This window comes from Shouchella hunanensis, assembly GCF_028735875.1.
GTDB classification, from domain to species: domain Bacteria; phylum Bacillota; class Bacilli; order Bacillales; family Bacillaceae_D; genus Shouchella; species Shouchella hunanensis.
In genome coordinates, this window is the sequence record NZ_CP117834.1 from 1,157,669 (window position 1) to 1,174,732 (window position 17,064).

At 40.6% G+C, this 17,064-nt stretch carries 18 protein-coding genes; 6 read left to right on the forward strand and 12 right to left on the reverse strand.

The features are described from left to right. The 8 genes from PQ477_RS06010 to PQ477_RS06045 form a co-directional block, all read right to left on the reverse strand. Complete coding sequence (locus tag PQ477_RS06010; RefSeq protein WP_186370676.1) at positions 1–465, reverse strand: tripartite tricarboxylate transporter TctB family protein; 465 nt, start codon at positions 463–465, stop codon at positions 1–3. A gap of 16 nt (positions 466–481) precedes the next feature. Further along, positions 482–1,450 (reverse strand): tripartite tricarboxylate transporter substrate binding protein, encoded by a 969-nt coding sequence (locus tag PQ477_RS06015; RefSeq protein WP_274273179.1) that lies wholly within the window; start codon positions 1,448–1,450, stop codon positions 482–484. 258 nt (positions 1,451–1,708) lie between these two features. Further along, a complete protein-coding gene (locus PQ477_RS06020; RefSeq protein WP_035394332.1) occupies positions 1,709–2,401 on the reverse strand; it encodes a response regulator in 693 nt (230 codons plus the stop codon). Continuing rightward, positions 2,398–3,948 (reverse strand): sensor histidine kinase, encoded by a 1,551-nt coding sequence (locus tag PQ477_RS06025; protein ID WP_274273180.1) that lies wholly within the window; start codon positions 3,946–3,948, stop codon positions 2,398–2,400. The genes PQ477_RS06020 and PQ477_RS06025 overlap by 4 nt, the downstream gene beginning before the upstream one ends. A gap of 152 nt (positions 3,949–4,100) precedes the next feature. Next, positions 4,101–5,711, reverse strand: a complete 1,611-nt coding sequence (locus PQ477_RS06030) for a long-chain fatty acid--CoA ligase (protein WP_274273181.1) — start codon at positions 5,709–5,711, stop codon at positions 4,101–4,103. Positions 5,712–5,865: 154 nt separating this feature from the next. Beyond that, on the reverse strand, positions 5,866–6,639 hold the full coding sequence (locus PQ477_RS06035) for a tyrosine-protein phosphatase (protein ID WP_035394326.1): 774 nt from the start codon (positions 6,637–6,639) through the stop codon (positions 5,866–5,868). Between the two features lie 20 nt (positions 6,640–6,659). After that, positions 6,660–7,355 carry a CpsD/CapB family tyrosine-protein kinase gene (locus tag PQ477_RS06040; RefSeq protein WP_035394325.1) on the reverse strand — a complete coding sequence of 232 codons (696 nt, stop codon included), beginning with the start codon at positions 7,353–7,355 and terminating at the stop codon, positions 6,660–6,662. Between the two features lie 20 nt (positions 7,356–7,375). Continuing rightward, positions 7,376–8,074 carry a YveK family protein gene (locus tag PQ477_RS06045; protein ID WP_035394321.1) on the reverse strand — a complete coding sequence of 233 codons (699 nt, stop codon included), beginning with the start codon at positions 8,072–8,074 and terminating at the stop codon, positions 7,376–7,378. Positions 8,075–8,356: 282 nt separating this feature from the next. On the opposite strand from PQ477_RS06045, the gene PQ477_RS06050 reads away from it, so the two are divergent. Next, positions 8,357–9,277 (forward strand): LCP family glycopolymer transferase, encoded by a 921-nt coding sequence (locus PQ477_RS06050; RefSeq protein ID WP_035394320.1) that lies wholly within the window; start codon positions 8,357–8,359, stop codon positions 9,275–9,277. Between the two features lie 42 nt (positions 9,278–9,319). On the opposite strand, the gene PQ477_RS06055 is transcribed toward PQ477_RS06050, so the two are convergent. Further along, positions 9,320–9,634, reverse strand: a complete 315-nt coding sequence (locus PQ477_RS06055; RefSeq protein ID WP_144560223.1) for a DMT family transporter — start codon at positions 9,632–9,634, stop codon at positions 9,320–9,322. Then, positions 9,631–9,966: a DMT family transporter gene (locus PQ477_RS06060; RefSeq protein ID WP_035394319.1), complete on the reverse strand. Its 336-nt coding sequence runs from the start codon at positions 9,964–9,966 to the stop codon at positions 9,631–9,633. Before PQ477_RS06060 ends, PQ477_RS06055 begins: the two co-directional genes overlap by 4 nt. Positions 9,967–10,067: 101 nt before the next feature. Between PQ477_RS06060 and PQ477_RS06065 the strand changes: the two genes are divergently transcribed. Both PQ477_RS06065 and PQ477_RS06070 read left to right on the forward strand, forming a co-directional pair. Continuing rightward, positions 10,068–10,655: a TetR/AcrR family transcriptional regulator gene (locus PQ477_RS06065; RefSeq protein ID WP_035394318.1), complete on the forward strand. Its 588-nt coding sequence runs from the start codon at positions 10,068–10,070 to the stop codon at positions 10,653–10,655. Positions 10,656–10,730: 75 nt separating this feature from the next. Next, complete coding sequence (locus PQ477_RS06070) at positions 10,731–11,378, forward strand: SDR family oxidoreductase (protein WP_144560224.1); 648 nt, start codon at positions 10,731–10,733, stop codon at positions 11,376–11,378. Between the two features lie 45 nt (positions 11,379–11,423). Here PQ477_RS06070 and PQ477_RS06075 read toward each other — a convergent pair whose 3' ends face one another. After that, the gene (locus PQ477_RS06075) at positions 11,424–12,647 is read right to left on the reverse strand and encodes an FtsW/RodA/SpoVE family cell cycle protein (protein ID WP_144560225.1); all 1,224 of its coding nucleotides are present in this window, start codon (positions 12,645–12,647) and stop codon (positions 11,424–11,426) included. Between the two features lie 144 nt (positions 12,648–12,791). Here PQ477_RS06075 and galE point away from each other — a divergent pair, with 144 nt between their 5' ends. From galE to PQ477_RS06090, 3 genes are all read left to right on the forward strand, one after another. After that, positions 12,792–13,805: a UDP-glucose 4-epimerase GalE gene (galE, locus tag PQ477_RS06080; protein ID WP_060704477.1), complete on the forward strand. Its 1,014-nt coding sequence runs from the start codon at positions 12,792–12,794 to the stop codon at positions 13,803–13,805. Between the two features lie 188 nt (positions 13,806–13,993). Continuing rightward, positions 13,994–14,263, forward strand: a complete 270-nt coding sequence (locus PQ477_RS06085) for a GNAT family N-acetyltransferase (protein WP_035394315.1) — start codon at positions 13,994–13,996, stop codon at positions 14,261–14,263. 96 nt (positions 14,264–14,359) lie between these two features. Beyond that, positions 14,360–15,619 carry a hypothetical protein gene (locus PQ477_RS06090; protein WP_035394314.1) on the forward strand — a complete coding sequence of 420 codons (1,260 nt, stop codon included), beginning with the start codon at positions 14,360–14,362 and terminating at the stop codon, positions 15,617–15,619. 14 nt (positions 15,620–15,633) lie between these two features. Here PQ477_RS06090 and PQ477_RS06095 read toward each other — a convergent pair whose 3' ends face one another. Then, positions 15,634–16,878, reverse strand: a complete 1,245-nt coding sequence (locus PQ477_RS06095) for a DNA polymerase IV (protein ID WP_144560228.1) — start codon at positions 16,876–16,878, stop codon at positions 15,634–15,636. Positions 16,879–17,064: the final 186 nt, after the last annotated feature.

The window sequence follows — 17,064 nt, forward strand, 5'->3', positions numbered from 1 at the left end:
TTACCCTCCAAATCCCGGCAAGCTAATTTCAAGCAAATGACTAAATATAAACCATGTGCTGAACGAGACAATGCCTGTTACAAGTACATTCATACGCCATTTCTTTAAACCGTTTAAATAAAAGAGCAAAACAACTAAGAATACGACGGTAGACAACAAAAAGCCTGCGTAGTCAAATAACAACGTATAAGCGAGACAGAGTAAAATGATGACGCCAATGGTTATCAGCGTTGATTTCTGAACGAGTAATTGTAAATCCTCCGTATCCTTTTCCCCTTTTTCTTTCATAACTTGAATTAAATCAATGATGGCAAACAAAAAAAGTCCGATACAAATAGCGAGTGGAAAATAAATCGGTGCCAACGGGTCCCCCAGTGTAGCTTGTGGTAGCTGCAAGATTAAGAGCGCATAAGCCACGCTCAAAACAATAAAAAAAAGTGGCATTGATAATCGAACGACCTGCATACTGTTAACCTCCTTTTTAAGGTGCAAGACCTGAGTCCACAATAATTTCTTCAAAAAATGTTGCTTGCTCTTCCATAAACGCAATCGTCTCATGACTATTCATATAAAAAGCGTCTAAGTCATTATTTTCAAGGATAGTATTCCACTCCTCTGTTTCAACCATTGAAGAGAGCCATTCATCCCATTGCGCTACCTCTTCTTCAGCCATTTCTGATGGGCCCATAATACCGCGCCAGTGAGGGAAGACCATTTCCGCACCCATTTCTGTCCACGTTGGAACATCTGGAAAAGCATCCAGTCGCTCTTCTGATGTGATGGCTAAGATTGAGACCTCACCGACTTCATACTGTTCGGCAAAACCGGACACAGAATTTGTAGCTATATCAATGTGCCCACCTAATAGGGCATTCATAATATCGCCTCCGCTACTATAAACAAGAAATTGTAGCTCGGTCGGGTCGATACCATACGCAACAGCTGCTTGAACAAATGCCAAATGATTGCCTGAACCAAGTGAAGGACTTACACCAATCGTCAAGGAAGTAGGGTTTTCTTTTAATTGCTGCATCACGTCGGCACCGTTTTCAAATGAAGTATCAGATCTGGATGCAATGGCGAGCCATTCTGTCGATAGCATCGCAAGCGGTGTAAAATCTTCGTAAGATAAATCACTTTGTCCGAGCAGGTTACTCGTAATTAATAGGCTAGAGTTTACCGCTGCATAATGACTGTTTTGTTGGTTAAGGTATTGCCAGCCTACCTCTCCACCGCCACCTGGTTTGTTTAAAACGGTGACACTTTCTTCTAGAAGTCCATCACTGACTAGCGATCGCTGTATCGATCGCGCCGTCATATCCCAGCCCCCTCCTGGCGTTGCTGGAGCAATAATTTCAACTGTCCGATTTGGGAAGTCAGCAGTTGACTCTACATTCGTCGAACATCCAACCAAAACGACTAGAGTACATGCAAGCATCCATTTCTTCATCTAAAAACCTCCTTAAAGTAACCGCTTTCAAAATTACTGTTTATGCACTATAGCATGCAAATGATTCGTAAAACAAGCATACATCTTTAACATTCTTTATATCTTTTTCAGTCATTTCGTCCTTTTTGTCCATTTGGAAGCCAAGCTATGTAGCAGCAAATAAAAAACGCTTGCGACTATGATGAAAAAAATCGACACCATTGACGCAAACGTATTTTTATAGAAGTAAGTAAAACGAACACTTTGTCAAAAAAGCTCTTAGTGATGCTTTAATTGATATCGCCGCTCAGGTCTACCGATCTCACCATAGCTTAATTGTGTGTAAACTGTGGACTCTCTTACAAGATGCTCTAAATAGCGCCTTGCTGTTGTTCGCGATACACCGAGTTCTTCACATGTTTTTTCAATCGTTAGTCCTTCTTCAAATTGTTGAAGTAAATCATTCACCCGTTGAAGCGTAATCGCATCAATTCCTGAAGGTAAATCTGAATGTAAAGTTGAAACAGGTTTTAATGACAGACTTCCACCTAACACACGTGCTGCATCTTCATTGTAAAATGTCGCATAAGAACGGTTAAAAAGAGTTTGCTGTGCTGCATAATCGTTTAGGGTTTGCTTGAACAGCGCTGCATCTACTGGCTTTTGTAAAAAAGCAAACACACCACTTCGTTTAGCCTTTTGAAGAATAGCCATGTCGTCTGATGCAGAGATGATGAGTATATCTAAATCCGGGTAGTTTCTACGTACGTCTTGGAGCAGCTTCGCCCTTTCAATATCAGGAAAATACAAATCAAGCAGCAATAAATCGACCTGCTCTTCTTCATCAAGTCGCTTAAACAATTCCTGTCCATTTAGTGCATATCCTAGTAAATGAAAACCGCTACATGCGTGGACATACTCAGAGTGAATCATCACTAGCCGATAATCGTCTTCTGCTATTAGTACATTCATCTCTTATCTCCTTCTGTTTTTGGAATATAAATCGAAACAACTGTGCCTTCCTTATCAGAGATTCCATTAACTTCCATTACACCATTCCACTTCTCCAATACTTGTTGAACATTTGAAAGACCAAACCCTCTTTCTTCTCCTTTTGTCGATCTACCTGGTTGAAGAAGCGGTTTCAGATCTTCATTAAAGCCTTGTCCACTATCATAAACATCAATGACCCACTCATCACCTGCGTCACTTGCAAAAAAAAGCACGTCTTTCTTTTCTGTGTCTGCCACTGCTTCAATCGCATTATCTAACACATTTCCAATGATTGTGGACAAATCGGATATGGGGATTCGCTCAATCGTATGCAATTCACTAGACTCTTCTATCGACAAATGGACATGCTTTTCTGCCGCTTTTGCCATTTTTGCAAGTAAGAGTGCTTGTACCCCGACGTCCGTTATTTTTTGAAAAAGAGGAACGGTCTGGGCGCGTTGTACACTCGTTTCATTTACAATAAACGTCAGCGCTTCTTCTTGCTTTCCAAGCTGTAAAAGCCCCATTAAGACATATAACTTGTTGCGAAATTCATGAGCCTGAGCTCTTAAACCATCAGACTGTGCTTGCATCTGCGCCATCGTTTCTTTTACTTGCTTTATTTCTGTAAAATCCCTAAAACTACAAATAGCGCCGACTCTTTTTTTATTTTCGTAAAGAGGCTGGCAATTCACAACGAGCGATTTTCCAGAAATGTTTCGCATATCATCAAAGAGCGTCTGACCGTTATGTAAAGACTCAAATAATCCTAACTTATGCAAAACGCCTTTATTTGCCTGTTCAGTTCCCAAGATAAAAGCTGCTGCCGGATTAAACAACGTTACGTCACCATGTTCATTCACCGCACAAATTCCTTCATTTAAAGATTGAAGCAAGGCTTCTCTCTCTTTGTAAAGCGTTGCAATAAGAGCGGGCTCATGACCGAATGTATCACGCTGTATACTCGATGAAATAATACCTGCACAAAGTAAACTTAATGCTAATCCCGCGAAACCGACAAAAGCATTGCGCCACAATCGTTCGTATAACACCTCGTTTATTCTTTCTAATGGGTAGGACACGCGAACAGCTCCGATCAGTTGTTCTGCATCACCTATTTGGTCATAGATTGGTGCTGTCGTTTGAATCACTTCTTCTCCATGCAACACCGTTCGTTCTGTCCGATAAGAACCAAATACAAGCGTTGCCTGTAAACTATGTCGTGTCTCATCTTCTTTTCCAGACAACATTTCTTTTCCATTATCATCTATGACAGAGACTAGTGGGTTATATGCTTGAAGGCGTACTCGATCAATAATACCTTGAACTTCGCTTACATCGTTTTCATGTAGGGCGTTCGCTAATGCCGGCATGAAGGAGAGGGCATTGGCGGTCTGTCTTGATAATTGTTTATATTCCTGATTTAAGTTAACGCTTTCAAAATAAGCATGAACAAGCGTGAATAATGAGATAAGTATCACGACAAGAATAGAGAACACAAGCAAGACACGTGTTCTTATCGTCATACGTTTCTCTCTCATAGGGTATTGCCGACCTTTGTTTATTACAGATCCTCCTCCCCTCTCCACCATAGTGTACCATGAGATGCAGAAGAAGGTGGGACAGAAGCAAACCTTTCGTGCAATGGAATAAAAAGAAAGCAGTCCTAAGACTGCCTTCACGATTCCTTCTTTGCGCTTACTACTTGTTCCCGCAATGCCCGCTTTAAAAACTTACCTACTGACGTGCGTGGAAGCTGATGCATAAAGAGAACATCATCAGGCAACCACCATTTCGAAAATTGAGTCGCCAAGTAGTCATTTAATTCTTCCTTAGTCACGACACCGCCTTCTTTTAATACAACACACGCTACAGGACGCTCCTGCCATTTCTCGTGAGGAACGGATACTACCGCCGCTTCAAGAACGGCTTCATGTCCCATAATGGCATTTTCTAAATCAACAGAAGAGATCCATTCGCCACCACTTTTAATTAAATCCTTTGTCCGATCAACAATTTTGATAGCGCCCTCTTCATCAATCGTCACAACGTCCCCAGTATGAAGCCAGCCGTTACGAAAAGCTTCTTGACTTCGCTCATCATCGTGGTAATGATCGGCAATCCACGGACCACGAATAAGTAGCTCACCCATCTCCTTCCCGTCCCACGCAATGTCTCCGTTTTCGTTTACGCCCTTTATATCAATAAGGGGAACAGCCATCCCTTGCTTTGCCCTGATATGATATCGCTCCTCCTCTGGCCAGCTATGTTGATAACTTTTTAACCGAGCGTAGGAAACAATTGGGGAGGTTTCAGTCATTCCATATGCGTGGAAAAAAGGAATGTTTAATTTTTTCTCAAAGCTTTCAATCATACTTTTAGGGGCTGCCGAGCCACCGCATATGACCGCTCTAAGACTACTTAAATCATAGTTCCCTTTTTCTATTACTTGCAAGAGACCAAGCCAAATCGTCGGCACACCTCCTGTAAATGTAACATGTTCACTTTCGATTAACTCTGCGAGCAGTTGTGGTGTAAACTGAGGTCCAGGAAGAACTTGAGTCGCCCCATAAAAAGTGGCGCTAAAAGGTAATCCCCATGCGTTAACATGAAACATAGGCACAACGGGCATGCAGACGTCATTTTCCGATATAGCTGTTGTATCAACCATACCTTGAACTAAACTATGAAGCGTAATTCCTCTATGTGTATATAACACACCTTTTGGTTTCCCGGTTGTGGCAGACGTGTAGCACATCGCCGCAGGTTCATTTTCAACAAGATCCTCGAGAAAAGCAAAGTTCGGGTTTCCTTTTTCTAGTAGCGCTTCATATGAATACAAAGGCTCGAGGGTTGATTGAGGCACTTCTTTTTTATCCGTTAAAACAATATAAGTATGAACCGATGTCAGCTGGTCTTTCACTGCTTCTACAATTGGCAAAAGATCTTCATCAATTAGCAGTATGCGATCTTCAGCGTGATTAATCACATAGACAAGGTGATCTGAGGAAAGTCGCATATTAATCATATGCAGCACAGCACCTAAACCTGGGGCAGCAAAATAGGCCTCTAAATGGCGATGATGATTCCATGCAACCGTCCCTACGCGCTCCCCGCGCTTTAGTCCAAACTCGTTAAGTACACTTGCTAAAGCTCTTGTGCGCCTGCCAATCTCTCTGTAAGACAGTCGGTGCATGTTATCCAACGTTCTTGAGATTACTTGCTTAGATGGGAAATAACGCTCCGCGCGTTCTAACATTGGCGGAATGGTTAAAGGTGTGTTCATCATTTGCCAAAAACCCCTCTCTATTTGTTTGCGCTTTCATTTTGATTTAACTATTATTTTAGCAATCCCATTTCGAACAAGCAAATTATTTTTAAAAATTCTAAACTTTATTTATATAAAAAAAGAAACTCTACTACAGAGCTTCTCAAAGCAACCATTAAAATAATCCAAATAGCTTCTTTCTTTTTTTTGTTACTCTTTCAGGAGGCTCAAGGTAAATATGCTTATTTTCAACAATTAATCGAGCATTTTCCTTGTATTCAAACAGTAATTGGGAACCAAATCGATCTTCTACGACTTGATATGCTTCCTGCATACGTAACGTGCGATTCGATGTATTATGAACATCGGATGCGATTACATGAACGAGATTCGCTTCAATCAGTTGCTCGCTTAACGTTTGAATGTCTTTGCCAAAATAACCAGTTAAACTAGATGATGTTAACTGAGCAAGTGCACCGTTTTTAATCAGCTCATACAGTTTGTTTGGTGATTCCATAATCACCTTGTTTCGCTCTGGGTGTGCAATAATTGGAATATACCCTTGAGAACCTAGTTCATAGAATAAACGTGTTGCATAGACAGGTATATCATTTGAAGGAAATTCCACAAGAACATATTTGCTGTTTGCTAAACTTAAGCTTGAACCGGACGCTAGGTCACTTGGTACATCTCCATACAAACGTATTTCCTGACCGGCCATAACCGTCAGAGGAATACCTTGTTTGTTGAGCTCCTCATTTAACTCCGCCACCGCATCGTGTAAAAACGATCCATCTAGCAGAGGAAAATTCGGGTGCTGATGATGAGGCGTTGCCACCATCGCTGTAACCCCTTCGCTCACTGCTTGCTCGGCAATTGCGATACTGTCTTCAATCGTTTTTGCCCCATCATCGAGCCCGGGTAAGATATGACTATGAATGTCAATCATCCAGCTCTCCCCTTTTTCCTTTATTGATAATAATAATACGTATTTTGATCAATTGGCTTATTGTTAAGTACTACACCTAGTATGTTGGCTTTTGCTTTCACTAGATTCCCTTTCGTTTGCTCAAGCTGATCGCGGTCTGTCTTTCCGCTTGACGTTACAATAATAGTGCCATCCACTTTACTAGATAAAATTTGTGCATCCGCTACAGCCATAACTGGTGGCGTATCAATGATGACCATATCAAAGTTCTCACATGCTTCTTTAATCACTATTTCCATCATTTTTGAGTTTAACAACTCAGCTGGGTTTGGCGGGACGGGTCCGCATGTTAGCAAGCTAACGTTTTCAATGGACGTTTCCTGCGCAACATCGACTAGCTTCTGCTGCCTTGTTAATACATTGGTTAAACCGTGTGTGTTCATTAGGCTGAATGTATAATGTGCGGTAGGCTTTCTCATATCAGCATCAATTAATAAAACACGTTGTCCGTTTTGTCCCATTACAACTGCGAGATTAGAAGCCGTCGTTGACTTCCCTTCCCCTGGACCGGCAGACGTAATTAAAAGAGAATGGATGTCTGTATCGATAGCAGAGTATTCAATATTTGTACGGATATTTCGATATTGCTCTGTTATTGGAGAATGTTTATTTACATCTGCAATAAGCTGGCGTTTCTTTTGTCCTTGACCTTTTTTCGTACGAGTTGACCTGGCCATAAGTCACCTACTTTCTTAAGCTATGACGATTTCCTCGCCGGTTCAACAGCATCCATCGTTGAGACTACTCCAAGAACAGGAAGGTTTAAGATCTTCTCAATATCTTTTTCTGATTTCACTGTTGTATCTAAGTATTCAAGTAAAAATGCTAATCCTACTGCTCCCATTAATCCAACAACAAACGCAATCGCCATATTTAAAATTGTATTAGGACTCGATGGTGATGGATTTTCACCAACTACTGCTTCTGATAGGATTGTTACATTATCTGTGCTTAGAATATCGGGAATTTGCGCTTCAAATACAGTTGAAATTTCATTTACAATGGCTGTTGCTTCTTCTGGTTTGTCAGCTTCAACCGTTACAAGTAGCACTTGGGAATTGTTTTGATTTGTCACAGACACCATATTTTGAAGTGTACTAAGACTATAATCTAAGTTCCCATTTTCAATGACATCATTTAAAATACGAGGGCTTTTAATTATCTGCGTATATGTACCGACGAGCTCTAAACTTGTTCGGACATCGTTTTGAGTTACGCCTTCCTCTGTACCTGCTTGATAAATTAATAATTCTGCAGAACGTTCGTATTTTGGAGTAAGGACAAAAACACTTACTAACGTACCAGCTAACATTGCTAACAACGGAATCGCAACGAGCAATTTCCAGCGTTGTTTTAATGTTTGAAAGATTTCTTTCAAACTTATCGTTTCTTCCATCTAATCGCTAACCTCCTAAACGTATACCATAACTCAAATCGAATTATATCATAATTTGACTAACAATATTGATAAATCATCGTCATTTTTATTGCTAATTCTACTGTTTCAAACAGGATTAGACCGCATCTATTGTATTTGTAGACCAGGAAAGCGAACTTTTCACTAAAAATTATAACAAAATGTTCTTGTTCTTATGATCAGCTTCTTTTATCCTAGTAAGAGAGAATGAATACATACATCGTTACATTTACCATTTTAATAGTAGAAAGGCGTTTTTAAATGAAGAAAAAAACGGCACTGAAAGTAACCGCATTAATCTTTGGAATCCTTTTTTTAGTCGTAATTGGAGTAGGCCTTTATATCTTTAATGATATACGAAACACTGCTAATCAAATGTATGAGCCACTTGGTGATCGTCAAGGGTCTTCGCCCATTCGTGAAACCGAGATTCAAGAAGGAGAGCCTATTTCCATTTTACTAGCTGGTGTTGACCATACACCTGGTCGTGAAGAAGATGTCGTAGGTCGTTCAGACTCCATTATTGTGATGACATTAAATCCGGTAGAACGATCTACGAAGATGCTTTCTATTCCGCGCGATACACGTGTGAACATTGTCGGTAGAGGGACAACAGAAAAAATTAACCACGCCCACGCATACGGCGGGGCAGAAATGTTAATTAATACGATTGAAGAAGCGTTTGATATCCCTATTGATCACTATGCCGGAATTAATATGGAAGGGTTCACTCGCCTTATTGATGCTTTTAATGGCGTCGAAGTCTACAATGACCTTTCCTTTACAATGGACGGCTCTCAATTTCCAGAAGGGACCATTTCTTTGGACGGCGAAGAAGCACTAAAGTATACACGCATGCGCTATGACGATCCTCGCGGCGATGCAGGACGCGCTAATCGACAACGGGATGTAATCGAAGCATTAATGAACGAAGCGGCTTCCCTTAGTTCGATTACAAAAGCAGGAGATATTCTTGATGTATTAGGCTCTACTGTTCGAACGGACTTAGCATTAGGCGATATGTGGTCTTACCAGTCCGATTATATCGATGCACTCGATCAAGTAGATCAAATTGAAGTGAATTATACAGGACAGACGATTGACGGCTTGTGGTATGCGATTGTAAATGATGAAGAAAAAGCGCGTGTACGAGACGAAATGCGTAGCCATCTTGATTTATAAAGCGACACAAAAAAGGAGCGCAAGAGCGCTCCTTTTTTAATTCTAAGATACTAACCGTAAACCAATTACGGCAACAACAACGAGACCGATAAAGAATAGTCTTAACCGATCTTTTGATTCATTGTAGAAGAACATACCAACTAGCGCACTACCGACTGTACCAATTCCAGTCCACACTGCATATGCCACACCGAGGGGGATCGTTTCCATTGCTAACCCTAAAAGGGTGAAGCTTATAATAAAGCCAACAATTAAGATACTAAAACCCTTTTTCTTTTCGCCTGTTGCAATCATCTGAATCCCACTTACGCCTACTACTTCAAAGATACCGGCGATGATTAACATGATCCAACTCATGCTTCATCCACCCCTTCAACCTTTTTATTACCTGTGACAAGTTTTAACCCTAATACCCCTGCGAGTAAGACAACAATAAAAAAGAACATCCATAGATTAAACGATGCACCAAATAGAAAAATATCAACAAATACTGTCCCAACAGTACCAAGTGCTACAAATATTGCGTATACTGTACTCGTCGGTAAAACCGTTGCAGCACGGACAAGTAACGTAAAGCTAACGACGATTCCAATGGTTGTCAGACCCCATTCAAACGGTGTACTGGCATACTTAAGACCAGTTGCCCAGCCGACTTCAAAGATACCTGCTATAATTACGAACATCCACATATAGAGTCACGCACCTTTATTTATTCATTATACTAACTACCGGTAGTTAGTATAACACGCTTTAATAATGTTGACAATCTTTTTTCCGAAAGGATGACACAATGAATACAAAAGCACGAATCATGGACGTCGCACGTCACTCTTTTTCAAAACATGGGTATGAAGGAACCACTTTAGCTCAGATCGCAAAAGAAGTTGGCATTCAAAAACCCTCTATGTACAATCACTTCAATAGCAAAGCCGAGCTCTATTTACTACTATGCGAACGAATCACAAGCCAGCTTGTTGATACCATTGCATCGACTGCCGCACAGTATGAAACGTCAGAAAGTAAAACAAGGCTTTATCATGTATTGAAAAACAGCTGCGATTTTATTATGTACGAACAAGAAGGTGCTATGTATAAACGATTCATGTTGTTTCCACCAGCTGATCTCAAACAAGACGTTCTTTCCATTGTTCTAAAGGGAGATGAAGCGATTCATCGCACCCTTCACGAGCTTTTTCAACAAGGACAAAAAGAAAAGCGGTTTAAACCTATACCTGAACAAATGTTTCTTTCAGCGTATTTCTGCTTGCTTGATGGGCTTTTTACCGAAAGTTTTATTTATGAAGACGATGACTTTCAACGGCGGTTTAAAGAAGCTTGGACCATTTTTTGGTACGGTATATCCACCGACTCGTTATAAACTTAGAGGTTTTAAATAGGTGCTCCTTGGGAATCCATACACACATCAGTGAATACCTTAGGAGGAATAACATTCATGAACGTACTCGTTATTGGAGCGAATGGACAAGTCGGTAAACACCTTATTCAACAATTGCAGGAAAGCGAACATACATCAATTGCCATGGTTCGAAAAAAGGAACAAGTCGAGACGATGAAGGAGCTAGGAGCAGATGACGTCGTGATTGCCGATTTAGAAGATGATTTCAGTGAAGCATTCACACAAGCGGATGCGGTACTATTCGCAGCTGGTTCTGGTGGTTCAACCGGAGCTGATAAGACGCTAACCGTTGATTTATGGGGTGCCATAAAAGCTTTTCGTTACGCAGAAGACGCATCGATTAAGCAGTTTGTTCAGTTAAGTTCCATCGGGGCAGGCAACCCAGATGCCCAGCCAGACAAAATTAAACACTATATGGTTGCCAAAGCAGTCGCAGATCAAGTACTAATGTCCACATCCTTATCTTATAGCATTGTACGCCCAGGGGTTTTAACGAATGACAAGCCAGCAGGCACTATTCAAGCTAAAGCTGAATTTGAGCAACTCTCGGATAGCTCTATATCAAGAGCCGATGTGGCAGCTGTATTAATTGAATCATTAACAAATGAAGCTACTCACGGCAAAGCCTTTGAAATTATTGGAGGCAGCGAACAACGAACAGACGCATTATCTACACTTAACTAATTGCACAAAAGAAAGCTTGCTATGCCAGGGCATAGCAAGCTTTCTTTATGCGTGTCTTCCTCTTAATTCGTCTAGCCTCGCCGCTTCTTTTGAAGGTTCAAACATATAGCTTTTCTGCCTCATCCCAATATTTAAAACAATCCCAATCGCAATCATATTGGTCATCAATGCACTTCCACCATAGCTTAAAAACGGTAGAGCAATACCTGTGACTGGCATTAAACCAACCGTCATCGCGATGTTTTGAAAAATTTGAAACGTTAGCATCCCAGCAATACCTGCAATCATATAGGTTCCATATAAATCTTTACACGCCATCGCTAACATAATCATGCGATAAATAAGCAGAAAAAACACACAAATAACGAGCGTTGAACCAACGAACCCAAACTCTTCCCCTATCACGGCAAAAATAAAATCTGTATGCATTTCGGGGATCGCAGCATTTGCTGCTTGCACACTGTTTAAGAAACCGACGCCTAATAGTTGACCAGAGCCAATACCAGTCGTTGCCCCTAGCGTTTGCATCGCGTAGCTCGTCGCATATTCTTCTGGATATAACCATCCGTAGATGCGTACAAGTTGATGTGGTTCTAATAGCTCCCATTGAATAAGTAAATCGACATAATTAAAAAATAAATAAAAGATAAGGGCAATAAAAGCTGTTGCCATGCCTGCTAACATAAGAATAATCTTCATCGACATATTGGATACAAGTATGGCTACTGCCACAATTGATACGAGTACAAGGGCTGAACCAAGATCAGGTTGTTTTAATACTAAGAAAATAGGTGGTAGGCTAACGGCTAAAATCAGTCCCAGTTTCATTAAGTCTGTTTTTAGATTTTGCTCTTTATAGCGTTTGTTCAAATACATAACAAGATGCGCTAACGCTAGCACTAATATAATTTTCATAATCTCTGACGGTTGATAGATAGGCGTATTATTAATCCCAATCCATCTCGTTGCTTCGTTCCTTGACACCCCAAAAAATTCAACAATTAACAGTAATATCATTCCAAATGTATAAGCCGGTATCGTTAAATATTTAAAATATTCGTAATCTAAAAACATGATAATGACAATTAGCACTACACCAATAAGCATCCAACGCGCTTGTGATAACATATACACATGCCGATAAGCCTCGTCCACATATTGACTAGTCGTTCCTGCATAGATAGCCATTGCACTTATACATAAAAGCAAAAAAACGAGAAATAGTAATGTGTAATCAATCCGGTCATGCCACTGTTTCTCTCTCTCCATGACGGTCCCCCTTTAATTCCACTTCTTTCAATCTATCATACCATGTTTTTTCCTAACCGCGTATGAAATAGCCAGCTATTTTGTTGTTTCCTTTTCTTTGCTATACTGAACATAATCTCATTTATAAAGAAGGAGTTTTTGTCCATGTCGATTCTTGTCACAGGAGGCGCCGGTTATATAGGTAGTCATACATGTGTAGAGCTCTTACAAGCTGGCTATGACGTTATTGTTGTTGATAACCTTGCGAATAGTCGTGAAGAAACGTTAAGGGAAGTTGAAGCGATCTCAGGTGAATCACTTACTTGCTATTCAACAAATTTGTTAGACACAAACGGTTTGGATCAAGTCTTTGAAAATCATACGATTGACGCCGTCATTCATTTCGCTGGATTAAAAGCTGTTGGAGAATCCGTTGAAAAACCACTACACTATTACGAAACAAATTTACTAAGTACGATTCAACTATGTAAAGCAATGGAACGTCATGGCGTACATAAATTGGTTTTTAGTTCATCTGCCACAGTATACGGCATTCCTGAACAAGTGCCTGTTCATGAGAATGCACCCATTCAAGCACTCAATCCATATGGTCGTACGAAAATTATGATTGAAGAGATCTTGCGCGATCTTGCTGCTACGGATGAAAAATGGAGCATTTCGTTGTTGCGGTATTTTAATCCGATCGGTGCGCATAAGAGCGGCAGAATTGGCGAAGAACCGAGTGGTATTCCAAATAACTTAATGCCTTATATTACGCAAGTTGCCGTTGGTATAAGAGAAGAGCTTTCCGTTTTTGGTGATGATTACCCAACAGAAGATGGTACGTGTATCCGCGATTATATTCACGTGGTTGATTTAGCATTAGGCCATTTAAAAGCACTTGAAAAACTTGAAGAGACAAGCGGTGCTCAAGCTTATAACCTTGGTACAGGTAATGGGTACAGTGTATTAGAAGTTGTTGCCGCTTTTGAAGAAGCATCAGGCAAAACGATACCTAAAAAGGTCGTCGAACGACGCCCAGGCGATGCACCTGTTACGTATGCAGACGCCTCGAAAGCAGAGCGCGAGCTAGGGTGGAAAGCAGAGCGTGGGTTAGGAGAAATGTGCGAGGACTCGTGGAGATGGCAGTCTCATCGGGCAAAACAACTAGCAGAATAACGGTTATAGCTTTGGGGCCTACTCCAAAGCTTTTTTGATTTTTCATGTATAGGCTTCATTTTTATCGTTGACACTATTCTAGTACGATTAAATGATAGCGTGACGGGTATAAGAGATAAATAAACACGATAGCGAAACTGGCTATTCCATTCGTATTGAAAATCTAACAACAGAAAGAGTGACACGTCATGGAGATACAAAAGTCGCCTCAATGCTACTGGATTGAAAAAACGGCTTCACAACCAATTGCAGAGCTCACTTTTACAAAAGAAGAAGAAGTCCTTACTATTACTCATACATTTGTCGATCCAGCGTACCGAGAACAAGGATTAGGAGCAGAGCTAGTTTCATCTCTCGTTGATGATGCTCGCACACACAAGCAAAGGATTAACCCTGTATGTCCTTATGCAAAAAAACAGTTTGAGCAACACCCTGAATACAAGGATGTGCTTTTGTAGCACGTACAAAATCTTTCATACTTTCGCATCCGTTTTCATGGTAAGATAGGAAAAGATTTTTAATACTAAAATTTGACTTAGACGGAGGAACTTTCGATGAAAACACCCTTCACTGTTCGCGCGCAATTGCGACTTGTGAGTGTTCTTTTTGGTGTGATGATGCTTGCTGCATGCACAACACCCGAAAGTAGTCCTGCTCCAGCAAATCCCGATGATTCATCTAATACCTCTCCCATTGACGAGGGTAACCCTCAAGCACCTGTTGAAGAGGAAGATGTTCCCTATGACGAAATGGAAAATGAGCTTTCGTTCTCGGCTGGAAATGAAACAAAAATACTCTCTGCACAAGCCGTAACGGCACCTTTTGATGCGACTTATATCGTACCTGAAGGAATGGATGTATTAGCTAATGATGATTCCTTAACGTTTACGGATACACCAGACCTCCCGTATCATTTACAGGTCTCTGTTCGTACTGAATCACTTCCATCTGATTTTGATCTCGCTCGACAACGGGACTACACATCGCTATCCTTGCGTTCAAATGTAAATGAACCGAGTGACATTGATCTTGAACGCTTTCCGGAGCTACTATTTGACTACTATTACACCATCGAAACAACGAATGAAACCATTCATCGTCTCGTTCACTTTGATGAACAAGCCGACCATATGTATATCGCAACATTGAACACACCTGAATCGAGGCAAGAAGATCCAAATTCCTACGCAGAGGTTGTCAGCCTGTTTCATGCTATTCTATCTTCTGCTAATGATGAAGAAATAGAAGTTGAAGCTGATACTGATTCTCTTCTTGATAAATTACAAGATCGATCTTCTTATTATGATGAAGAAAATCAGGCTCATGAAAAAGAACGATCCGTCTTCACCGCGCTTTACGAAGATGACGAATACGCATTCTCTGTTGAACATTTCACCCTTTTTCATACCTTTAGCATTTATTTACCTGAAGGCTATCAAAAGCGTTCTTTAGGAGAGCACTCTTATAGTTTTACGAATCGCGAAGATGAAGATTTTCAACCAATTACGTTAATTATTGGACTTACGCATCCTGATATTCCACTGGATTTGCATATTAGCGCTTTACGTTCTGCCAATGAAGAATTGTCTGCTGAAGAGTATCCTATGTTCGATTTCTTTGACTATGTATTTGTCGAAATGAATGACGACGACACATTTAAAAGTGCGACGCTCATTAAAGAACGTGAAGATCAACGCATTTTTGAAGCGTCTATTCGTACAAGCCAAGAATACCTTGATGAGTTAACCTTTATTAAACTTATGACTGCCCTTTTAGAAGTGGACGATCTTGTAGAAGAAGTGCCCGTTAAATAAAACAGGCACTTTTTTTATTTGTAATGACCACCAATTTTTTTGCTTCGGTCTAGTAGTTGAGAAGCCTGTTTTAAAGATGAGGCTCGCTGAATTGCCACTTTACCATATTTATCACGAATATGATCCATAACATAGCCAATTTGCGACAGCCGATCACGGTTTTGATTATCGTCCAATAAGCTCATCTGCCAATTCTGGTCGCTTTGGAGATTTGTCATACCTACACTGACTCTCCTAACCGGAAACCCATCCCAGTATCGTTCGAGAAGTTGATTGACACCGTTAAAAACTTCCATCGTAATATTTGTTTCAGTTGGAAGCGTTAATTGACGATGAAAACTACGCTTCTCCACGTGATCTGCACCATTTAATCCTAAACTTATTGTTGCGCCCATTTTACCTGCGTGTCGTGCCCTTGAACAAACCTCTTCACATAGCTCTAATAAAACTACGTGTAAATCTTCTTTCGTCGTATAGTCACGTGGCAACGTCATGCCATTGCCAAACCCTTTTCTACCAGCATGCGCTGCGCGAGTGACAGGAGAATAATCAATACCGTTTGCTGACATCCACAACACTTGGCCATGTAAACCGAACTTTTCTTTTATGCGAGATCCTTCTGTTTGTGCTAAATGACCGATTGTCCGAATGCCCATGCTTTTAAAGTGAATATCCATTCGTTTTCCTACACCAAATAAATCACTAATAGGACGTGGCCAAATCGCTAACTCCATCATGTCTTCTGTTAACGTATAAATACCATTTTTATTTTTTTTTGCAAATAAGTCACAGGCAAGCTTAGCAAGTACTTTATTTTCGCCAATTCCTACTCGAGCTCTTAAACCCATTTCTTCTTTAATACGGGCTTGAATTTCTGATGCAATCTCTTGAGGCGTTCCAAACAAACGTTGACTCCCGGTGACATCCATAAATTGTTCATCAATGGAGTAGGGTTCAATTAAGTCTGTATACTCCCCTAACAGCTTAGAAATACGTAAAGACACATCGACATATTTCTGCATTCGGGGCTTCACAACAACTACATCAGAACATTTCTGTTGCGCTTCATAGAGACGCTCGGCGTTCTGAATCCCTTTTTCTTTCGCAAGCGGGCAGGCAGCCAAGATAACACCACTTCGTCGATTCGGGTCACCTGATACAACAAGCGGCTTGCCTGCATACTGAGGGTTTTCCGCGTGTTCGATCGAAGCATAAAAAGACTCCATATCCAGTAATAAAATTGCCTTTTCGTTTGTCATCTGCCTACCTCCTTCCTCACATTATACCCGAATGCACGTTCTGTAACCAGATAAAACGCGTGTGTATGTTCGGTTTTTTTCTGGTATACACTCCGAGGATTTCCAGTGGTAGCGATTTCTTCCTAATTTAAAAAGGAAAGCAGAAGATCCCTACTAAAAATAAACAGATGATGCATGCTTATTAAA